Source organism: Azoarcus sp. Soil_N_20, assembly GCF_057656155.1.
The window spans coordinates 60,718-78,340 of sequence record NZ_JBDGKX010000014.1; the positions used below are offsets into that span (position 1 = coordinate 60,718).

The window sequence follows — 17,623 nt, forward strand, 5'->3', positions numbered from 1 at the left end:
GGTGGCAGCGCCCCGGAGATGCCGCGTTTCTCAAGCGCCGGTCGCCGCTGCAGGCAGCGCAATCATGTTGTCGGTGCTGTACTGATAATCGTGGAACACATGTTCGGCCGACAGGATCTGGTAGCTGCCGTCCGCGCTCCTGTGCGTGGTGTCCTTGAGCCGGTAGGTGTAGTGGCCACAGGTCCAGCAGTCGAAGTTGCGCATGTGGGTGCACAGGCAGGTCTTGTCCCACACCCGGATCTTGGCCGCATCGGGGTGCTCCGCCACTTCGCGGTTGTAGGCATCGATGTACTGGCAGTTGCCCTTGGCGTCGAGCAGATAGCCGAAGGCTTCGCAATTCGGACGGATGCCGCTGCCGATCGCCGGGCTGTTCTTGAGCATGCGCATCGGGTAGCCGGTGGGGGAAATGCCGTTGACCTCGATGTCTTCAGCACTGGCCTTGAAATACTCCTGCTGAGCCTCCTCGGGCAGGCCGCATTCGTGGGTCACGGTAAACCGGGTCGCGACCTGGACGGCTGCCGCGCCGTTCTCGAGGAACCTGACCGCATCGGTGCCGGTGAAGATGCCGCCGGCCGGAATCAGCGGGATGTCGAGGTGCTCGGCCCGCAGCCAGGCGTGGATCTCGGCCACGATGGTGGCGAGGTCATACTGCGCCCAGTCCATGCCGAAGCCGAGGTGGCCGCCGGCCAGCGGGCCTTCGACCACGACGTAGTCGGGCATACGGCCGGTGCGGGCGTTCTTCTTGAGAAACAGCTGCAGCGCGCGCAGCGAGGACACGATGATGCCCAGCTTGACGTCATTGAAGCGCGGATGATCCTGAATCAGCGCAAACGAGCCCAGGTGCAGACCCGCTGCCAGCGTGATGCCGTCGATACCATGATCCATCGCCGCCAGCAGCCGTGCCCGCAGGGTGTCCTTGGGGCTGTTCATGGTCAGTTTTTCCATGCAGTTGATGAACACCAGACCAGGGCCGCGCTTGGCCTCCATGGTCCTGCCCACATGCATGGCGGTGGCCTCGGCCAGCAGGCCGAGATCGAACTGCACCACCGACTTGTCGGAATTGGCGACGTTGAACTTGTACTGCTTGAGCTTGTTCTTGACGAACTTGGTGTTGAAGCGCCGGTCGGAAACGGTCGGCACCATCGCATCGGAAATGTGACCGATGCCACCAAGGCGCGCGGCCTCGAGGGAGAGCTCGGCGGTCGAAATGTCGACGCCCATGCCGCCTACCATGATCGGCACCAGTTCGTGGGAACCGAGCCGCAGGCGAAAATCATCCACACGCTTCATTACTTGGGTGTCCGTTTTGACGCAGTTCGCCATTATCGCCCAGCCGCGCCGCCGATGGCAGCGTGCACAGCGCGCAAGAAGCAAAAGATGCACGAAAACGAGGCATGGACGCCATCCATCGCGTCATCCGTCAGCGATCGCTGCGGACCGTCCTGGTCACCACGGGCCTGCAGCCGATCCTGGACGCAACGGAACCGGACTTCCCGCCGTCGCGCCGGCCAAGGCCGTCCGGACCGTCTGACTCAAGCGCAATCATGCCGATACGTCACGCGACGCGGCATTGTGTTCGAAGAATGATGTCCTGTGCCGGCAATTGACGAAGAAGCTGTTGCCCGCCGGGAAGCTCACTCCACCGTCACACTTTTCGCCAGGTTCCGCGGCTTGTCGACATCGGTGCCCTTCACCAGCGCGGCGTGATACGACAACAGTTGCAGCGGAATCACGTGCAGCACCGGCGACAGCATGCCGTAGTGCTCCGGCAGGTGCAGGATGTGCACGCCTTCGGACTCGGGGATTTCACTGCCGGCATCGGCGAACACGTAGAGCTCGCCACCGCGGGCGCGGACTTCCTGCAGGTTGGACTTGAGCTTTTCCAGCAGCTCGTCGGCCGGCGACACCGCGATCACCGGCATGTCCTTGTCCACCAGCGCCAGCGGCCCGTGCTTGAGTTCGCCGGCGGCGTAGGCTTCGGCATGGATGTAGGAGATTTCCTTGAGCTTGAGCGCCCCTTCCATCGCGATCGGCCAGTGGCGACCGCGCCCGAGAAAGAGCGCATGTTCCTTGCTCGCAAAGCGCTGCGCCCAGCGCTCGATCTCCGGCTCCAGTTCGAGCACCTTCTGCACCGCCACCGGCAGGTGGCGCAAGGCGATGAGATGGCGGTTCTCTTCGGCTTCCGGCAAGCGGCCATTGATCTTCGCCAGCGCCAGGGTCAGCAGCGCGAGCGCGGCGAGCTGGGTGGTGAAAGCCTTGGTCGATGCGACCCCGATCTCGGGACCGGCGCGGGTGACGAAGCGCAGTGCCGCCTCGCGCACGATGGCCGATTCGGGCACGTTGCAGATCGCCAGTGTGCGCTCCATGCCGAGCGCCTTGGCGTGCTTCAGTGCCGCCAGGGTGTCGGCGGTTTCACCCGACTGGGAGATGACCACTACCAGGGTTTCGCTGTCCGGGACCGATTCGCGATACCGGTACTCGCTGGCGATTTCGACCGTACACGGGATCTTCGCCACCGACTCAAGCCAGTAGCGCGCCACCAGCCCGGCGTGAAAGCTGGTGCCGCAGGCGAGCACCAGCACCCGCTTGACGCCGTCGAACACTTCGGCGGCGCGGGCACCGAAGTGCAGCGGCGTGATCGAGCCGCCGCCGGCGATCAGCTCGAGCGTGTTGCCCAGCGCCTGCGGCTGCTCGAAGATTTCCTTCTGCATGTAGTGTCGATACTGGCCGAGTTCGACCGCATCGGCCGACAGACTGGAGATATGCACTTCGCGCTCGACCGGCGAGCCGTCGGGGAGCATCACGCGGTAGCTGTCGCGACGCAGCTCGGCCAGATCGCCGTCCTCCAGATACACCACCTTGCGCGTGACCTGCAGCAGTGCGGCGGTATCGGACGCCGCATACATGCCGTCGTCACCGATGCCGAGCAACAGCGGCGAGCCGCGGCGGGCCACGATGATGCGCAGCGGATCGGCCTCCGAGACCACGCCGATGGCGTAGGCCCCGACCAGCTCGTTGGTCGCAAGCCGGACGGCTTCGAACAGATCGGGCGTCGACGCGAGTTTGTGATGGATCAGATGGGCGATCGCCTCGGTGTCGGTTTCGGACGAGAACACGTAGCCGCGCGCCTCGAGCGCGAGCTTGATCGACGCGAAGTTCTCGATGATGCCGTTGTGCACCACCGCCAGCCCCGCCGAGATGTGCGGGTGGGCGTTGCGTTCGGACGGCACGCCATGGGTGGCCCAGCGCGTGTGGGCGATCCCGACGTTGGCCGCCAGTTTGCGCGCATCGGCCAGCGCAGCGAGTTCGGCGACCCGTCCGGCCGCGCGCAGGCGCGTCAGCTCACCCGCCAACACGGCGATACCGGCCGAATCGTAACCACGGTACTCGAGCTTGCGCAGGCCTTCGAGCAACATGGGCACGACGTTGTTGGTGGCGATTGCAGTAACGATTCCGCACATGGCGCTGATCCTCAGGGCGTTGGCCGACAGCGGGGCTGTCGAACGGTTTATTTGTTCTTGACCGGTTTCTTCCAGCCGGCAATGCTGAACTGCCTCGCGCGCGACACGGTGAGCTGTTCGGGCGGCGCATCCTTGGTGAGCGTGGTTCCGGCACCGAGCGTGGCCCCGCGCCCGACCCGCACCGGCGCCACCAGCTGGGTATCGGAACCGATGAAGACGTCGTCCTCGATCACCGTGCGGAACTTGTTGGCGCCGTCGTAGTTGCAGGTGATGGTGCCCGCGCCGATATTGACCCGCCGCCCCACGTCGGCGTCGCCCACATAGGCGAGGTGATTGGCCTTGGAGTGGTCAGCGATGACGCTATTCTTGATCTCGACGAAATTGCCGACATGCACGTCCGCACCGAGGACGGTGCCGGGACGGGTTCGGGCATAGGGGCCGATGACGCAGTCGGCACCCATGGTGGTGCTGTCGAGATGCGAGAACGGGGCCACGCGGGTACCCGCGCCGATACGGGTATCGCGGATCACGCAGTTGGCGCCGATACGCACGCCGTCGGCAAGCTCCACGCGGCCTTCGAACACGCAATTGACGTCGATCTCGACGTCGCAGCCGCACACCAGCTCGCCGCGCACATCGATGCGCGCCGGGTCGATCAGGGTCACGCCCTCGTCGAGCAGGCGGCGGGCGATGGCGGCCTGATGCACGCGCTCGAGTTCGGCCAGCTGCGGCTTGCTGTTCACCCCGAGCGTCTCGGTCACCGCGTCCGGCTGCACGGAGACGATTTCGATATCCTCGGCCACCGCCATGCCGATGATGTCGGTCAGGTAATACTCGCCCTGGGCGTTGTCGTTGCCGAGCCGGCCCAGCCAATCACGCAGACGGACGACCGGTGCCACCAGAATGCCGGTGTTGACCTCGCGCACCTTGCGCTCGTTCGCGCTGGCGTCCTTTTCCTCGACGATGCGGACCACCCGCCCCGCCGCATCGCGCAGGATGCGGCCGTAACCGGTGGGGTCGTCCAGCTCCACGGTGAGCAGCGCCAGCCGGCGCTCCGCGGCTGCCGCCACCAGCCGGGTCAGGGTCGGCACGCCGATCAGCGGGACATCGCCGTAGAGCACCAGCGCCAGCGCACCGTCGCTCAGGTGTGGCAGCGCCTGCTGCACCGCATGGCCGGTGCCCAGCTGCGGCTCCTGCCGCGCCCAGGCCAGATCGGGGGCATCGAGCCGCTCGCGCACGACTTCGCCGCCATGGCCATAGACCACGCAGATGCGCCTTGCGTCGAGTGCACGGGCCGCCGTCAACACATGGGTCAACATCGGCTTGCCGGCAATCGGCTGCAGCACCTTGGGCAGGGCCGAACGCATGCGCTTGCCTTGACCGGCGGCGAGAATCACGACTTCCATGGGAAATTCCGGGAACTTGGTCGGGCCGATTCTAACATGTGGCATGGATCCGCTCCGTGACCTCCTCCATGTTGCGGATGCGATACGGCACGGTGCAGCACCGCGCGGTCCGCCCCCAGGATCCAACTTTAGTCACACACCTGAGGCTAGAATGCTCATGCTGCAACGCAACTCATACCAAGGGCCAGACATGGAACACACCGTTCATTCGCTCATTCAGAACCGTGTCTTCGACGAGATTCAGGTCGGTGACTTTGCACAGCTCGTGCGCACCTTGCGCCCCGAGGATATCCACCTGTTCGCGGCGATGTCCGGCGACGTCAATCCGACCCACGTCGACCCCGAATTCGCGCGTTCGAGCCAGTTTCGCGAAGTCGTCGGCCACAGCATGTGGGGCAGTACGCTGATCTCCACCGTGCTCGGGACCGAATTCCCCGGGCCCGGCACGGTGTATGTGTCGCAGGGCTTGAACTTCTGGCGCCCGATCACCATCGGCGACACGCTGACCATCTCCGTCACCTGCCGGGAAAAGTACGAGCACAATCACCACATCGTATTCGACTGCCTGGCGGTCAACCAGGACGGGCTCAAGGTCATCGACGGCAGTGCCGAAGTTGCCGCCCCGACCGAAAAGATCTCGCGCCCGCGCGTGGTGCTGCCCGAGGTCACGATTTCCGACCGCGAATTGCGTTACCGCCATCTGCTGTCCGTCACCGCCGGCCTGTCGCCGATCCCGATCGCGGTCGCCCATCCGTGCGATGCCGAATCGCTGCGGGGCCCGATCCAGGCTGCGCATGCGGGGCTGGTCGATCCGATCCTGGTCGGTCCGGAAGCCAAGATCCGGGCGCTGGCGGAGGAGCTCGGTCTCGATCTGAAGGGTTTTCGCATCGTCGACGTGCCGCACAGCCACGCCGCGGCCGAAACCGCGGTCGCCCTGTGTCGCGACGGCGGCATCGAGGCGCTGATGAAAGGTTCGCTGCACACCGACGAACTGATGAGCGCGGTGGTATCCAAAACCAGCGGCCTGCGCACTGCCCGCCGGATCAGCCATGTGTTTCTCGCCGACGTACCGACCTATCCGCACCCGCTGATGATCACCGACGCCGCGATCAACATTCTGCCGACGCTGGAAGACAAGGTCGACATCATCCAGAACGCGATCGAACTCGGTCACATGCTCGGACTCGCCGAACCGAAAGTCGCGATCCTGGCCGCGGTGGAGACGGTGAATTCGAAGATGCGCTCGACCATCGACGCTGCCGCGCTGTGCAAGATGGCCGATCGCCGGCAGATTACCGGCGGCCTGCTCGATGGTCCGCTCGCATTCGACAATGCGGTGTCGCTGGTTGCGGCCAAGACCAAAGGCATCCGGTCGGCGGTCGCCGGCAATGCCGACATTCTGGTGGTGCCGGACCTCGAATCCGGGAACATGGTCGCCAAACAGCTGGAGTATCTCGCCGATGCGCTGATGGCCGGGGTCGTGCTCGGTGCGCGGGTGCCGATCGTGCTGACCAGCCGTGCCGACACCGCCGAAACCCGCGCCGCCTCGTGCGCAATCGCGCAGCTCATGGCCCACCGCAAGCGCGAGGCATCCAAACTATGAAGTCTGTTCTTGTGCTCAACGCGGGCTCCTCGAGCCTGAAATTCGCGCTGTTCGCGCTGGAGCCGACGCTCGCCGCCACGCCGGCGCTATCGGGCCAGATCGACGGCATCGGCGCCACGCCGGAGCTGACCGCCAAGGATGCGAACGGCGAGCGCCACCATGAGCCGGTCGCCACCCGGGGCGACACGGGCGAACAGCATCGCGATGCCCTGACCCACCTGTTCCGTTGGCTTGGCGCCCACAACCCGGAGCTCGAAATCGCCGCCGCCGGCCACCGGGTGGTGCATGGCGGCGATCTGTACAGCGCCCCGGTCAAGCTGAGCGAGGCGCTGCTGCGCGAACTCGACACCTTCGTTCCGCTCGCGCCCCTGCATCAGCCCCACAATCTGCGCGCGGTACGGGCGGTCGCCACGCTGATGCCGAACATCCCGCAGGTCGGCTGCTTCGACACCGCGTTCCACCGCACCCAGCCCGCCGTCGCCCAGGCGTTCGCGTTGCCGCGGGCAATCACCGCCGAAGGGATCAAGCGCTACGGCTTTCATGGACTTTCCTACGATTACGTGGCGCGCAAGTTGCCCGACATCATCGGCGAGCGCGCCCATGGCGCGGTCGTCATCGCCCACCTCGGCAACGGTGCCTCGATGTGCGCCCTGCGCAACGGCAAGAGCGTGGCGTCCACGATGGGCTTCACTGCGGTCGAAGGCCTGATGATGGGCACCCGCACCGGCACGCTCGATCCCGGTGTCATGCTGTACCTGATGGAACAGAAGGGCATGGGCGTGAAAGCGCTCACCCACCTGCTGTACAAGGAGTCCGGCCTGCTCGGCGTGTCCGGCATCAGCCAGGACATGCGCACGCTGCTCGCCTCGCATGCGCCGGAAGCGAAGGAGGCCGTCGACCTGTTCTGCTACCGCATCGCCCGCGAACTCGGATCGCTGGCGGCAGCGGCCGGCGGCCTCGACGCCCTCGTGTTCACCGGCGGAATCGGCGAACACGCCGCACAGGTCCGGGAAAAGGTCGCGGCGTTGTCGGGCTGGATCGGCGTTGGCATCGACAGCGACGCCAACGCCGCACACGCCGCGCGGATCGACAGCCCGGACAGCCGGGTTGCGGTCGCGGTGGTGCCGACCAACGAGGAAGGCATGATCGCGCGCTACACGGTCGAAGTCCTCGCCCTCTGACCAGCATTCAGCCGGTCAGCGCATCGAACAGCAGCTTGACGCCCGCGAGTCCGAGCATGGCGGTCGAGAAAAAGAAGAAGGGCCGCTCGGGAATGCGTGCCAGCAGGCGCATTCCCAGCCATACCCCGAGCGGCACCAGTGGCAAGAGCACTGCCGACATCAGCAGTGTGTCGCGGCTGAACAGATCGAGCTGCAGATAGAAGGGCAGCTTGGCCAGGTTGATCGCGGCGAAGAAGAATACCGAGGTCGCCACGAAGCGCTCCCTGGGCAGGCCACGGCCAAGGAGATAGATCAGCAGGGGTGGTCCGCCGGCGTGCGACAGCGTGCTGGTAAAGCCTGCGCCAGCGCCGCATACCCCAGCCCAGACGCGCGGCACGGTCGTTCCGGCGGCCGGCGCGGCTCTTCCCCGGCGCAGCAGACGATCCGCCGCAAACAGTACCGAGATCAAGCCCAACGCACCCAGCACCATCCGGTCGGACATCACGCCGAAGGCCAGCGCGCCCAGCGCGATGCCGAGCAGGGCGGCCGGGATCAGGATCTTCAGCTCGTCCCAAGCGGCCTTCCCCCGCCACGCGCGGATGCCGACCATGTCCATCGCGATCAGGATGGGCAGCACCACCGCCACCGCGTCGCGCGGCGGAATCCACATCGACATGAAAGGCACCGCCAACCCGCCGAGCGATCCACCGAGACCGGATTTGGAAATACCGGTCAGCAAGATGGCAATGGCGGTCACGATCCAGCCGCCGACATCCATTTCCATGCACCGCCCCCTGAAAAATCAAGGGCGACCCGAAGGTCGCCCTTGCCAAATCTGCGGCCGACTTCAGTCAGCCGCGGCTGATTGCGCCTAGCGCGGAAGAACGCTCGATCCCATCAGGAACAGGTCGACCTCGCGCGCAGCCTGGCGCCCCTCGCGAATCGCCCAGACCACCAGCGACTGGCCGCGACGCACGTCGCCGGCGGCGAACACCTTGTCCACGTTGGTGGCGTAACAACCTTCACCTTCGGTGGTCGCCCTGGCATTGCCTCGTGCGTCCTTGTCGACACCGAAGTTCTCCAGCACGCCGCCAACCGGATTGGTGAAACCCATGGCAAGGAACACGCGTTCAGCGGGGAAAATCTCCTCGCTGCCGGGCACCTCGGACATCCGTCCGCCCTTCCACTCGAGACGAACGGTACGCACGCCGGTCAGCTTGCCGTTCTCGCCAACGAACTCCTTGGTGCCGATCGCGTATTCGCGCTGCGTGTCGCCCTCGACATGCGAGGAGGAGGTGCGCAGCTTGATCGGCCAGTACGGCCAGGTCAACGCCTTGTTCTCGTGCTCGGGCGGCTGCGGCATGACTTCGAACTGAGTCACCGACTTCGCCCCATGACGATAACTGGTGCCGACACAGTCGGACCCGGTGTCGCCACCGCCGATCACCACCACGTCGCAGCCGGCGGCGGAAATCGGGTTGGATGCGCCACCCGCGACCTGCTTGTTCTGCGGAATCAGGAACTCGAGGGCAAAGTGCACCCCGTCCAGCTCACGCCCCGGCACCGGCAGATCGCGCGGCACTTCCGAGCCGCCTGCGAGCACGACGGCATCGAAGTCCTGCTTGAGCTGATCCGCCGTCACCACTTCCTTGGCATCGCAAATGATGCCGGCGGGCATCGCCCCGGTTCCGACCAGCACGCCGGTGCGGAAACTGACGCCTTCGGCGACCATCTGTTCCATCCGACGGTCGATCAGGTTCTTTTCCATCTTGAAGTCGGGAATGCCGTAACGCAACAGACCGCCGATACGGTCGTTCTTCTCGAACACGGTCACATCATGACCGGCACGCGCCAGTTGTTGTGCTGCTGCGAGACCGGCCGGGCCGGAACCAACCACCGCGACCTTCTTGCCGGTCCGCACGGCGGCCGGCTGCGGCAGCACCCAGCCCTCTTCCCAGGCCTTGTCGATGATCGCATGCTCGATCGACTTGATCCCGACCGGGTCGGAGTTGATGTTGAGTGTGCACGCCGCCTCACAAGGCGCCGGACAGATACGGCCGGTGAACTCGGGGAAGTTGTTGGTGGAGTGCAGCACCTCGATGGCCTGCTTCCACTGTCCGCGATAGACCAGATCGTTCCAGTCCGGAATGATGTTGTTGACCGGGCAACCACTGTTACAGAACGGAATGCCGCAGTCCATGCAGCGTGCCCCCTGCACCGCGGCCTGCTCGTCGGAGAGACGGAGGATGAACTCTCGGTAGCTCTTCAGGCGCTGCGGTACGGGCTCGTACGCCTCCGACAGACGCTGATATTCCAGAAATCCGGTGGGCTTGCCCATTTTTACGCGGCCTCCAGTTGCTGCTGACGCTGCTCGGCCATCTCGGCGAGCGCACGACGATATTCATGTGGCATCACCTTGGCGAACTTGGTCCGCCAGATGCTCCAGTGGTCGAGGATCTCCCGGGCGCGAAGGCTGCCGGTGAACCGGGCATGGCGCTCGATCAGGCCCTTGATGATGAGCTCGTCGCCCATCGTCAGGTGGTCGATATCCACCCGGCCGAGACCTTCGAGATCATCTCCCGATTCGGAACCCTTGCGCGCCTCGAACTCTTCGGGCAGCGGCTCGAGCGACACCTGCGCCATATTGCACCGCTGCTCGAAGGTGCCATCCTCGTCGAGCACATAGGCCACGCCTCCGGACATGCCGGCGGCAAAATTGCGGCCGGTCTGCCCCAGCACGACCACCGTGCCGCCAGTCATGTACTCGCAGCCGTGGTCGCCGACACCCTCGACCACCGCGGTGGCCCCGGAGTTACGCACCGCAAAACGTTCGCCGCCGACGCCAGCCAGATAGACCTCACCTTCGGTCGCACCGTAGAGCACGGTATTGCCGATGATGATGTTGTCCGAGCTTGCGCCGCGGAACTCGGCCTGCGGGCGCACGATGATGCGACCGCCCGACAGGCCCTTGCCGACATAGTCGTTGCCCTCGCCGACCAGCTCGAGGGTCACGCCGCGGGCGAGGAAAGCGCCGAAGGCCTGCCCCGCCGTACCGGTCAGGCGGACGTGGATGGTGTCGTCGGGCAGACCCGCGTGACCGTACTTCTCCGCCACCCGGCCAGACAGCATCGCCCCCACGGTACGGTTGATGTTGCGTACCGGCAGGTCGATGGAGACGCGTTCGCCCTTGTCGAGCGCAGGCCCGGCAAGCGCGACGAGTTGATTGTCGAGCGCCTTCTCGAGGCCGTGATCCTGCGTTTCGGTATGCAGGCGCGGCACGCTGGCCGGCACATTGGGACGATAGAAGATGCGCGAGTAATCGAGCCCCTTCGCCTTCCAGTGCTCGAGGCCCTTCTTGATGTCGAGCAGGTCGGCACGGCCGATGAGGTCGTCGAACTTGCGGATGCCCACCTGCGCCATCAGCTCGCGGACCTCTTCGGCAATGAAGAAGAAGAAGTTCACCACATGCTCGGGCTGGCCGGTGAAGCGCTTGCGCAATACCGGATCCTGGGTGGCGACCCCCACCGGACAGGTGTTGAGATGGCACTTGCGCATCATGATGCAGCCTTCGACGACCAGCGGTGCGGTCGCGAAACCGAACTCGTCGGCGCCGAGCAGTGCGCCGATCACCACGTCGCGGCCGGTCTTGATCTGCCCGTCGACCTGCAGCCGGATACGGCTGCGCAGGCGGTTCAGCACCAGGGTCTGCTGGGTCTCGGCGAGACCCAGCTCCCACGGCGAACCGGCATGCTTGATCGACGACCACGGCGAGGCACCGGTGCCGCCGTCATGGCCGGCGATCACGATATGGTCGGCCTTGGCCTTGGCCACCCCCGCCGCAACGGTACCGACACCGATCTCGGACACCAGCTTGACCGAGATGTCGGCGCGCGAATTGGCGTTCTTGAGGTCGTGGATCAGTTGCGCCAGATCCTCGATCGAGTAGATGTCGTGGTGCGGCGGCGGCGAGATCAGGCCGACCCCCGGCACCGAATGACGCAGGTAGCCGATGTACTCGGACACCTTGTGCCCGGGCAACTGGCCGCCCTCGCCCGGCTTGGCGCCCTGGGCCATCTTGATCTGGATCTGGTCGGCATTGACCAGATACTCGGTGGTGACGCCGAAGCGCCCCGACGCGACCTGCTTGATCGACGAGCGCAGGGAGTCGCCCGCCGACAGGTCGAGGTCGCGTTCGATGCGGCTCTCGCCGATGATCTGCGACAGCTTCATCGCCTTGGTGATCGCCTTGAACCGCATCGGGTCCTCGCCGCCCTCACCGGTATTGGACTTGCCGCCGATCCGGTTCATTGCAATCGCGAGCGTGGTGTGCGCTTCGGTCGAGATCGAGCCGAGCGACATTGCGCCGGTGGCGAAGCGTTTGACGATCTCCTTGGCCGACTCGACCTCGTCGAGCGCCACCGGCGCACCGGCGGGCTTGATCTCGAAGAGGCCGCGCAGGGTCATGTGGCGCTTGCTCTGATCGTTGATGATCCTGGCGTATTCCTTGAAGCTGTCGTACTGACCCGAACGGGTCGAATGCTGCAGCTTGGCGATCGCGTCCGGCGTCCACATGTGCTCTTCGCCACGGATCCGATAGGCGTATTCGCCCCCTGCATCGAGCATGTTGGCCAGCACCGGATCGGCACTGAAGGCCCGGGCATGGAGGAGGATTGCCTCTTCCATGACCTGAAACACGCTGATGCCCTCGATCTGGCTGGTGGTGCCGGTGAAGTACTTGTCGATGCATGCCTGCTGCAGCCCGACCGCCTCGAAAATCTGCGCACCGGTGTAGGACATGTAGGTCGAGATGCCCATCTTGGACATCACCTTCATCAAGCCTTTGCCGACACCCTTTACGAAATGCTTGATGTACTTGGCCCCGGTCTCTTCATTGCCGGCCAGTTGCTGCAGGGTCTCAAGGGCGAGGTAGGGGTGAACGGCCTCGGCACCATAGCCCGCCAGCACGGCGAAGTGATGGGTTTCGCGGGCGGTGCCGGTCTCGACCACCAGTCCGGCGCGGGTCCGCAGGCCCTTGGCCACCAGATGCTGATGGATCGCGGACAGCGCGAGCAGGGCCGGAATGGCGACCCGTTCGGCCGCGACCTTGCGGTCGGACACGATCAGGATGTTGTTACCCTCGTGCACCGCATTCTCGGCTTCGGCGCACAGCGAGGCCAGGCGGGCTTCGACGCCCTCCTTGCCCCATTCCACCGGGTAGCAGATATCGAGTTCGGCCGAACGGAACTTGTTCTTGGTAAAGCGCGCGATGTTGCGGATCTTGGCCATGTCGCCAAAATCCAGCACCGGCTGCGTCACTTCGAGACGGAACGGCGGGTTGATCTCGTTGATTTCGAGCAGGTTGGGCTTGGGTCCGATGAAGGACACCAGCGACATCACCAGCTGCTCGCGGATCGGGTCGATCGGCGGGTTGGTGACCTGGGCGAAGAGCTGACGGAAGTAGTTGTAGAGCGGCTTTTCCTTGGTCGACAACACCGCCAGCGGCGAGTCGTTGCCCATCGAGCCGGTGCCTTCCTCGCCGGTCTTGCCCATCGGCTCGAGGATGAACTTGATGTCCTCCTGCGTGTAGCCGAACGCCTGCTGACGGTCGAGCATGCTCGCCACACAATCGGGCGCAGCCGCATCGGCCGGCACTTCGAGGCTGTCGAGCTTGATGTTGATGCGTGACAGCCAGTCGGTGTAGGGCTTGACCGACGCGAGGTTGTCCTTGAGCTCCTTGTCGTCAATGATGCGGCCCTGCTCCATGTCGATCAGGAACATCTTGCCCGGCTGCAGACGCCACTTCTTGACGATCTTGCTGTCGGCGATCGGAAGCACGCCGGACTCGGACGCCATCACCACGAGGTCGTCGTCGGTCACCAGATAGCGCGCCGGGCGCAGACCGTTACGGTCGAGGGTGGCGCCGATCTGACGGCCGTCGGTGAATGCCACCGCCGCCGGACCGTCCCACGGCTCCATCATCGCCGCGTGGTACTCGTAGAATGCGCGCCGCTTCTCGTCCATGTGGGCGTGCGACTCCCAGGCCTCGGGAATCATCATCATGACCGCATGGGCCATCGAATAGCCGCTCATCACCAGCAGTTCGAGTGCATTGTCGAACGCGGCGGAGTCGGACTGACCGGGGTAGATCAGCGGCCAGATCTTCTCGAGATCGGCGCCCAGCAGCGGCGACGACACGCCCTTTTCGCGTGCGCGCATCCAGTTGTAGTTGCCGCGCACGGTGTTGATTTCGCCGTTGTGGGCGATGTAGCGGAACGGGTGCGCGAGGTTCCACTTCGGAAAGGTGTTGGTCGAGAACCGCTGGTGCACCAGCGACAGCGCCGAGGTCGCACGCGGGTCGACGAGATCGCGGAAGTAGACGCCTACCTGGGTGGCGAGCAGCAGGCCCTTGTAGTTCACGGTGCGAGCCGACATGGAAACCATGTAGAACTCCTGCCCGTGCTTGAGGTTGAGTGCGTTGATCGCGTTCGCGGCACGGCGACGGGCAACGTAGAGCTTGCGCTCGAGCGCCTCCGTCACCATCACGTCCGGACCGCGGCCGATGAAAACCTGGCGGATTACCGGTTCCTTGGCCTTGACCGTGGGCGACATCGGCATGTCGGCATTGACCGGCACGTCGCGCCAGCCGAGCACGACCTGGCCTTCGGCACGCACGGCACGCTCGATCTCTTCCTCACAGGCGAGACGCGAAGCGGCCTCCTTGGGCATGAACAGCATGCCCACGCCGTACTCGCCGGGCGCGGGCAGGGTCACGCCCTGCGCTGCCATCTCTTCGCGATAGAGCTGGTCCGGAATCTGGATCAGGATGCCTGCGCCGTCGCCCTGCAGCGGATCGGCCCCGACCGCACCCCGGTGATCCAGATTTTTCAGGATCTCGAGGCCCTGCAGAATGATGTCGTGAGTCTTCTTACCCTTGATGTGGGCAATGAAACCCACGCCACAGGCATCATGTTCGTTCGCGGGATCATACAGACCCTGCTTCTGGGGGAGATCCATCTCGTTCGTCCTCGAAACAACATGTTCGCCGGGAAGTTGCCGGCGCAGTTCGGGCGACTCCCGTCGCCTTTCAAACCCGCACACGTAAACCGTGCGGACACAAAAAAGCCGGGCGCGCGTGCACCCCGGCTTGTACGATCGGCTTTCGGTCACCGGATCGCTACGAACACATTAAGCGGATGTCCGAATATACGCTGGCAAAACGCTCGGTTCAAGACTTTTTTGCACTGCGGTAAACCCATGACAAATCAATGGATTTCGCCTACCGCAAACAGCCGCCGATGTTCCTTCATCGCATAGCGGTCCGTCATGCCGGCGATGTAGTCGGCGATCGCCCTGGCCTTGTCTTCGCGTGCCTTCGACTGGTACTGGGGCGGAAGCAACCTGGGATCGGCCATGAAGGCCTCGAACAGGTCGCCGATGATGCGTCGCGCCTTGTCGGTCATGCGCAGCACCTGATAGTGCCAGTACAGATTCTCACGCAGAAAGCCCTTCAGCTCGCTCAGGCGCGGCAATTGCGCGTCCGAATAGGACACCAGCCGGGGGGCGCGATGCACATCGTCCAGGGTGCGGACGCCGGCATCGACGATGTTCGAGCGCGTCTGCCCGATCAGGTCGAGCGCCATGGTGTTGACCATGAGACGGACCGTTTCGTGGATCAGCTTGCGTCCGCCAAGGCCAGGCCATTTCGCCTCGACCGCGCGCCGGTGATCGGCGAAGATCGCCACCGCATCGAGTTGCTCGAGCGTGATCAGGCCGGAGCGCAGCCCATCATCGACGTCGTGATTGTTGTACGCGATCTCGTCGGCGAGATTGGCCAGCTGGGCCTCGATCGAAGGTTGAGTGCCATCGAGAAATCGCTGCCCGAGTTCGCCGAGCTGCTCGGCATGCCCACGGGAGCAGTGCTTGAGAATACCTTCGCGGGTCTCGTAAGTCAGATTGAGACCATCGAACGCAGCGTAGTGCTCCTCCAGCTGATCGACCGTGCGCAACGACTGCAGGTTGTGCTCGAAGCCGCCGAACGCCTTCATGCAGGCATTGAGGGCTTCCTGTCCGGCATGACCGAAGGGGGTGTGACCGAGGTCATGCGCCAGCGCAATCGCTTCGGCAAGGTCCTCGTTCAAGCCCAGCGCACGGGCAATGCTGCGCGTGAGCTGGGCGACTTCGATACTGTGGGTGAGCCGCGTGCGAAACAGGTCGCCCTCGTGATTCACGAAGACCTGAGTCTTGTATTCGAGGCGGCGAAAGGCGGTGGAATGAATGATCCGGTCGCGGTCGCGCTGAAACTCGCTACGCCCGTCGGGCGGCGGCTCCGGGTGCCGACGCCCGCGCGAATTGGCCTCGCAGGCGGCGTAGCTTGCCAATCCGGCCAGGGCACTCACGCGCACCGCGCCTCGATCGCGGCGGCGATGTCCGCCGCCGGTGCGTCGCCCCACAATACCGCATGTCCCGGCCTGCGCAGCAGCACCAGGCGCAGCTGCCCGGCCTCGACCTTCTTGTCGTGCGCCATCAGCTCGAGATAGCGCGCGACCCCCAGAGCCGGCCCGGTAACGGGCAGACCCGCGCGCTGGAACAGGGCCTCGATCCGGGCCACCTCGGCGTCGCCCAGCCAGCCCAGGCGCCGTGACAGCTCTGCCGCCATCATGGTGCCGGCGGCAACCGCTTCGCCATGCAACCACTGTCCGTAGCCCATGCCAGTCTCGATCGCATGGCCGAAGGTATGCCCCAGGTTGAGCAAGGCACGCTCGCCCTGCTCGGTCTCGTCGGCGGCCACCACCTCAGCCTTGTTGCGGCACGAGCGTTCGATCGCACCGGCCAGCGCGTCCGGCTCGCGTGCCATCAGCCGCTCGAGATTGTCCTCGAGCCACACCAGGAACTCCGAATCGCGGATCAGGCCGTACTTGATCACTTCGGCAAGGCCGGCCGCCAATTCGCGCGGCGACAGGGTGTTCAGTGTTGAAGTATCGGCCAGGACGAGGCGCGGCTGGTAGAAAGCGCCGATCATGTTCTTGCCCAGCGGATGGTTGATCGCGGTCTTGCCGCCGACCGACGAATCGACCTGTGCCAGCAGTGTAGTCGGCACCTGGATGAAGGGCATGCCGCGCTGGTAGGAGGCGGCGGCAAACCCGCCCATGTCGCCGACCACCCCGCCCCCGAGCGCGATCAGGGTGGTGGACCGCTCGCAACGGGTGCCCAGAAGCGCATCGAACACCAGGTTCAGCGTTTGCCAATCCTTGTTCGCTTCGCCGTCCGGCAATACCACCGGCGTCACCGCCACGCCGTGCGTCTCCAGGCCCGACTGCAGCCGCTCGAGATACAAGGGACCGACCACGTCATTGGTCACGATCGCGACACGACGTGTCTTCAGATGGGGGAGGATCAGGTCGGGCTGATCGAGCAGGTTCGGGCCGATATGAATCGGGTAGGCGCGCGCGCCAAGGGCGACGGTCAGTGTTCGCATGAAGTCTTGTCCAATGAGGCCAGTGCCCGTTCGATCTGACGCACCATCGCGCCGGGATTGCCGCGTCCACCATCGACGACGACATCGGCCACCTCACGGTAGAGCGGATCTCGTTCCAGATAGAGCTCCTGAATCCGCTGTCGCGGGTTCTCGACCCGCAGCAGGGGCCGGTTGCGGTCGTGGCGGGTGCGCTCCCACAGGATCTGTGGCGGCACGTTCAAGTACACGACGATGCCGCGACTGGAGAGGACCGCACGATTGCCCGGATCCAGGACCACCCCGCCACCGGTCGCAAGCACCAGATCGGCCTCACGGGTCAGTTCGTCCAGCGCCTGGGACTCGCGCCGCCGAAACCCGGCCTCGCCCTCGATCTCGAAGATGGTCGGAATCGTGACCCCGGTGCGCGCCACGATCTCATGGTCGCAATCGGCGAAGCGCATCCTCCGGCGCCTTGCCAGCTCACGGCCTACAGTCGTTTTTCCGGCACCCATCATGCCGATCAGTATCAGACAAGTCAC

General features: G+C 64.9%; 11 protein-coding genes. 2 read left to right on the plus strand and 9 right to left on the minus strand.

Features of this window, described 5'->3' with window-relative positions; translation table 11 throughout:
- Positions 1–30: 30 nt before the first annotated feature.
- The 3 genes from AC3A35_RS22215 to glmU form a co-directional block, all read right to left on the minus strand.
- Positions 31–1,290, minus strand: coding sequence for a nitronate monooxygenase (locus AC3A35_RS22215; protein WP_487438586.1), 1,260 nt, complete (start codon positions 1,288–1,290; stop codon positions 31–33).
- Positions 1,291–1,634: 344 nt separating this feature from the next.
- Complete coding sequence (glmS, locus tag AC3A35_RS22220) at positions 1,635–3,461, minus strand: glutamine--fructose-6-phosphate transaminase (isomerizing) (protein WP_487438587.1); 1,827 nt, start codon at positions 3,459–3,461, stop codon at positions 1,635–1,637.
- A 47-nt stretch (positions 3,462–3,508) separates the two neighbouring features.
- Positions 3,509–4,867, minus strand: a complete 1,359-nt coding sequence (gene glmU, locus AC3A35_RS22225; protein ID WP_487438588.1) for a bifunctional UDP-N-acetylglucosamine diphosphorylase/glucosamine-1-phosphate N-acetyltransferase GlmU — start codon at positions 4,865–4,867, stop codon at positions 3,509–3,511.
- Between the two features lie 190 nt (positions 4,868–5,057).
- Here glmU and AC3A35_RS22230 point away from each other — a divergent pair, with 190 nt between their 5' ends.
- Complete coding sequence (locus AC3A35_RS22230; RefSeq protein ID WP_487438589.1) at positions 5,058–6,470, plus strand: bifunctional enoyl-CoA hydratase/phosphate acetyltransferase; 1,413 nt, start codon at positions 5,058–5,060, stop codon at positions 6,468–6,470.
- Positions 6,467–7,651 (plus strand): acetate/propionate family kinase, encoded by a 1,185-nt coding sequence (locus AC3A35_RS22235; protein WP_487438590.1) that lies wholly within the window; start codon positions 6,467–6,469, stop codon positions 7,649–7,651. The genes AC3A35_RS22230 and AC3A35_RS22235 overlap by 4 nt, the downstream gene beginning before the upstream one ends.
- A gap of 7 nt (positions 7,652–7,658) precedes the next feature.
- Here AC3A35_RS22235 and AC3A35_RS22240 read toward each other — a convergent pair whose 3' ends face one another.
- The 6 genes from AC3A35_RS22240 to AC3A35_RS22265 all read right to left on the minus strand — a co-directional run bounded on the left by AC3A35_RS22240 (position 7,659) and on the right by AC3A35_RS22265 (position 17,623).
- Positions 7,659–8,414, minus strand: a complete 756-nt coding sequence (locus AC3A35_RS22240) for a sulfite exporter TauE/SafE family protein (RefSeq protein ID WP_487438591.1) — start codon at positions 8,412–8,414, stop codon at positions 7,659–7,661.
- A gap of 87 nt (positions 8,415–8,501) precedes the next feature.
- Positions 8,502–9,968, minus strand: a complete 1,467-nt coding sequence (locus AC3A35_RS22245) for a glutamate synthase subunit beta (protein ID WP_487438592.1) — start codon at positions 9,966–9,968, stop codon at positions 8,502–8,504.
- A 2-nt stretch (positions 9,969–9,970) separates the two neighbouring features.
- The gene (locus tag AC3A35_RS22250) at positions 9,971–14,644 is read right to left on the minus strand and encodes a glutamate synthase-related protein (protein ID WP_487438593.1); all 4,674 of its coding nucleotides are present in this window, start codon (positions 14,642–14,644) and stop codon (positions 9,971–9,973) included.
- Between the two features lie 248 nt (positions 14,645–14,892).
- Positions 14,893–16,017: a deoxyguanosinetriphosphate triphosphohydrolase gene (locus AC3A35_RS22255; RefSeq protein ID WP_487438655.1), complete on the minus strand. Its 1,125-nt coding sequence runs from the start codon at positions 16,015–16,017 to the stop codon at positions 14,893–14,895.
- Between the two features lie 5 nt (positions 16,018–16,022).
- Positions 16,023–17,105, minus strand: a complete 1,083-nt coding sequence (aroB, locus tag AC3A35_RS22260) for a 3-dehydroquinate synthase (RefSeq protein WP_487438594.1) — start codon at positions 17,103–17,105, stop codon at positions 16,023–16,025.
- On the minus strand, positions 17,093–17,623 hold the full coding sequence (locus AC3A35_RS22265) for a shikimate kinase (RefSeq protein WP_487438595.1): 531 nt from the start codon (positions 17,621–17,623) through the stop codon (positions 17,093–17,095). The genes aroB and AC3A35_RS22265 overlap by 13 nt, the downstream gene beginning before the upstream one ends.

Bases quoted from the DNA above. Each gene is read 5' to 3' on its own strand.
- AC3A35_RS22215 (WP_487438586.1), bottom strand. From the start codon at position 1,290: ATGAAGCGTGTGGATGATTTTCGCCTGCGGCTCGGTTCCCACGAACTG.
- glmS (WP_487438587.1), bottom strand. From the start codon at position 3,461: ATGTGCGGAATCGTTACTGCAATCGCCACCAACAACGTCGTGCCCATG.
- glmU (WP_487438588.1), bottom strand. From the start codon at position 4,867: ATGGAAGTCGTGATTCTCGCCGCCGGTCAAGGCAAGCGCATGCGTTCG.
- AC3A35_RS22230 (WP_487438589.1), top strand. From the start codon at position 5,058: ATGGAACACACCGTTCATTCGCTCATTCAGAACCGTGTCTTCGACGAG.
- AC3A35_RS22235 (WP_487438590.1), top strand. From the start codon at position 6,467: ATGAAGTCTGTTCTTGTGCTCAACGCGGGCTCCTCGAGCCTGAAATTC.
- AC3A35_RS22240 (WP_487438591.1), bottom strand. From the start codon at position 8,414: ATGGAAATGGATGTCGGCGGCTGGATCGTGACCGCCATTGCCATCTTG.
- AC3A35_RS22245 (WP_487438592.1), bottom strand. From the start codon at position 9,968: ATGGGCAAGCCCACCGGATTTCTGGAATATCAGCGTCTGTCGGAGGCG.
- AC3A35_RS22250 (WP_487438593.1), bottom strand. From the start codon at position 14,644: ATGGATCTCCCCCAGAAGCAGGGTCTGTATGATCCCGCGAACGAACAT.
- aroB (WP_487438594.1), bottom strand. From the start codon at position 17,105: ATGCGAACACTGACCGTCGCCCTTGGCGCGCGCGCCTACCCGATTCAT.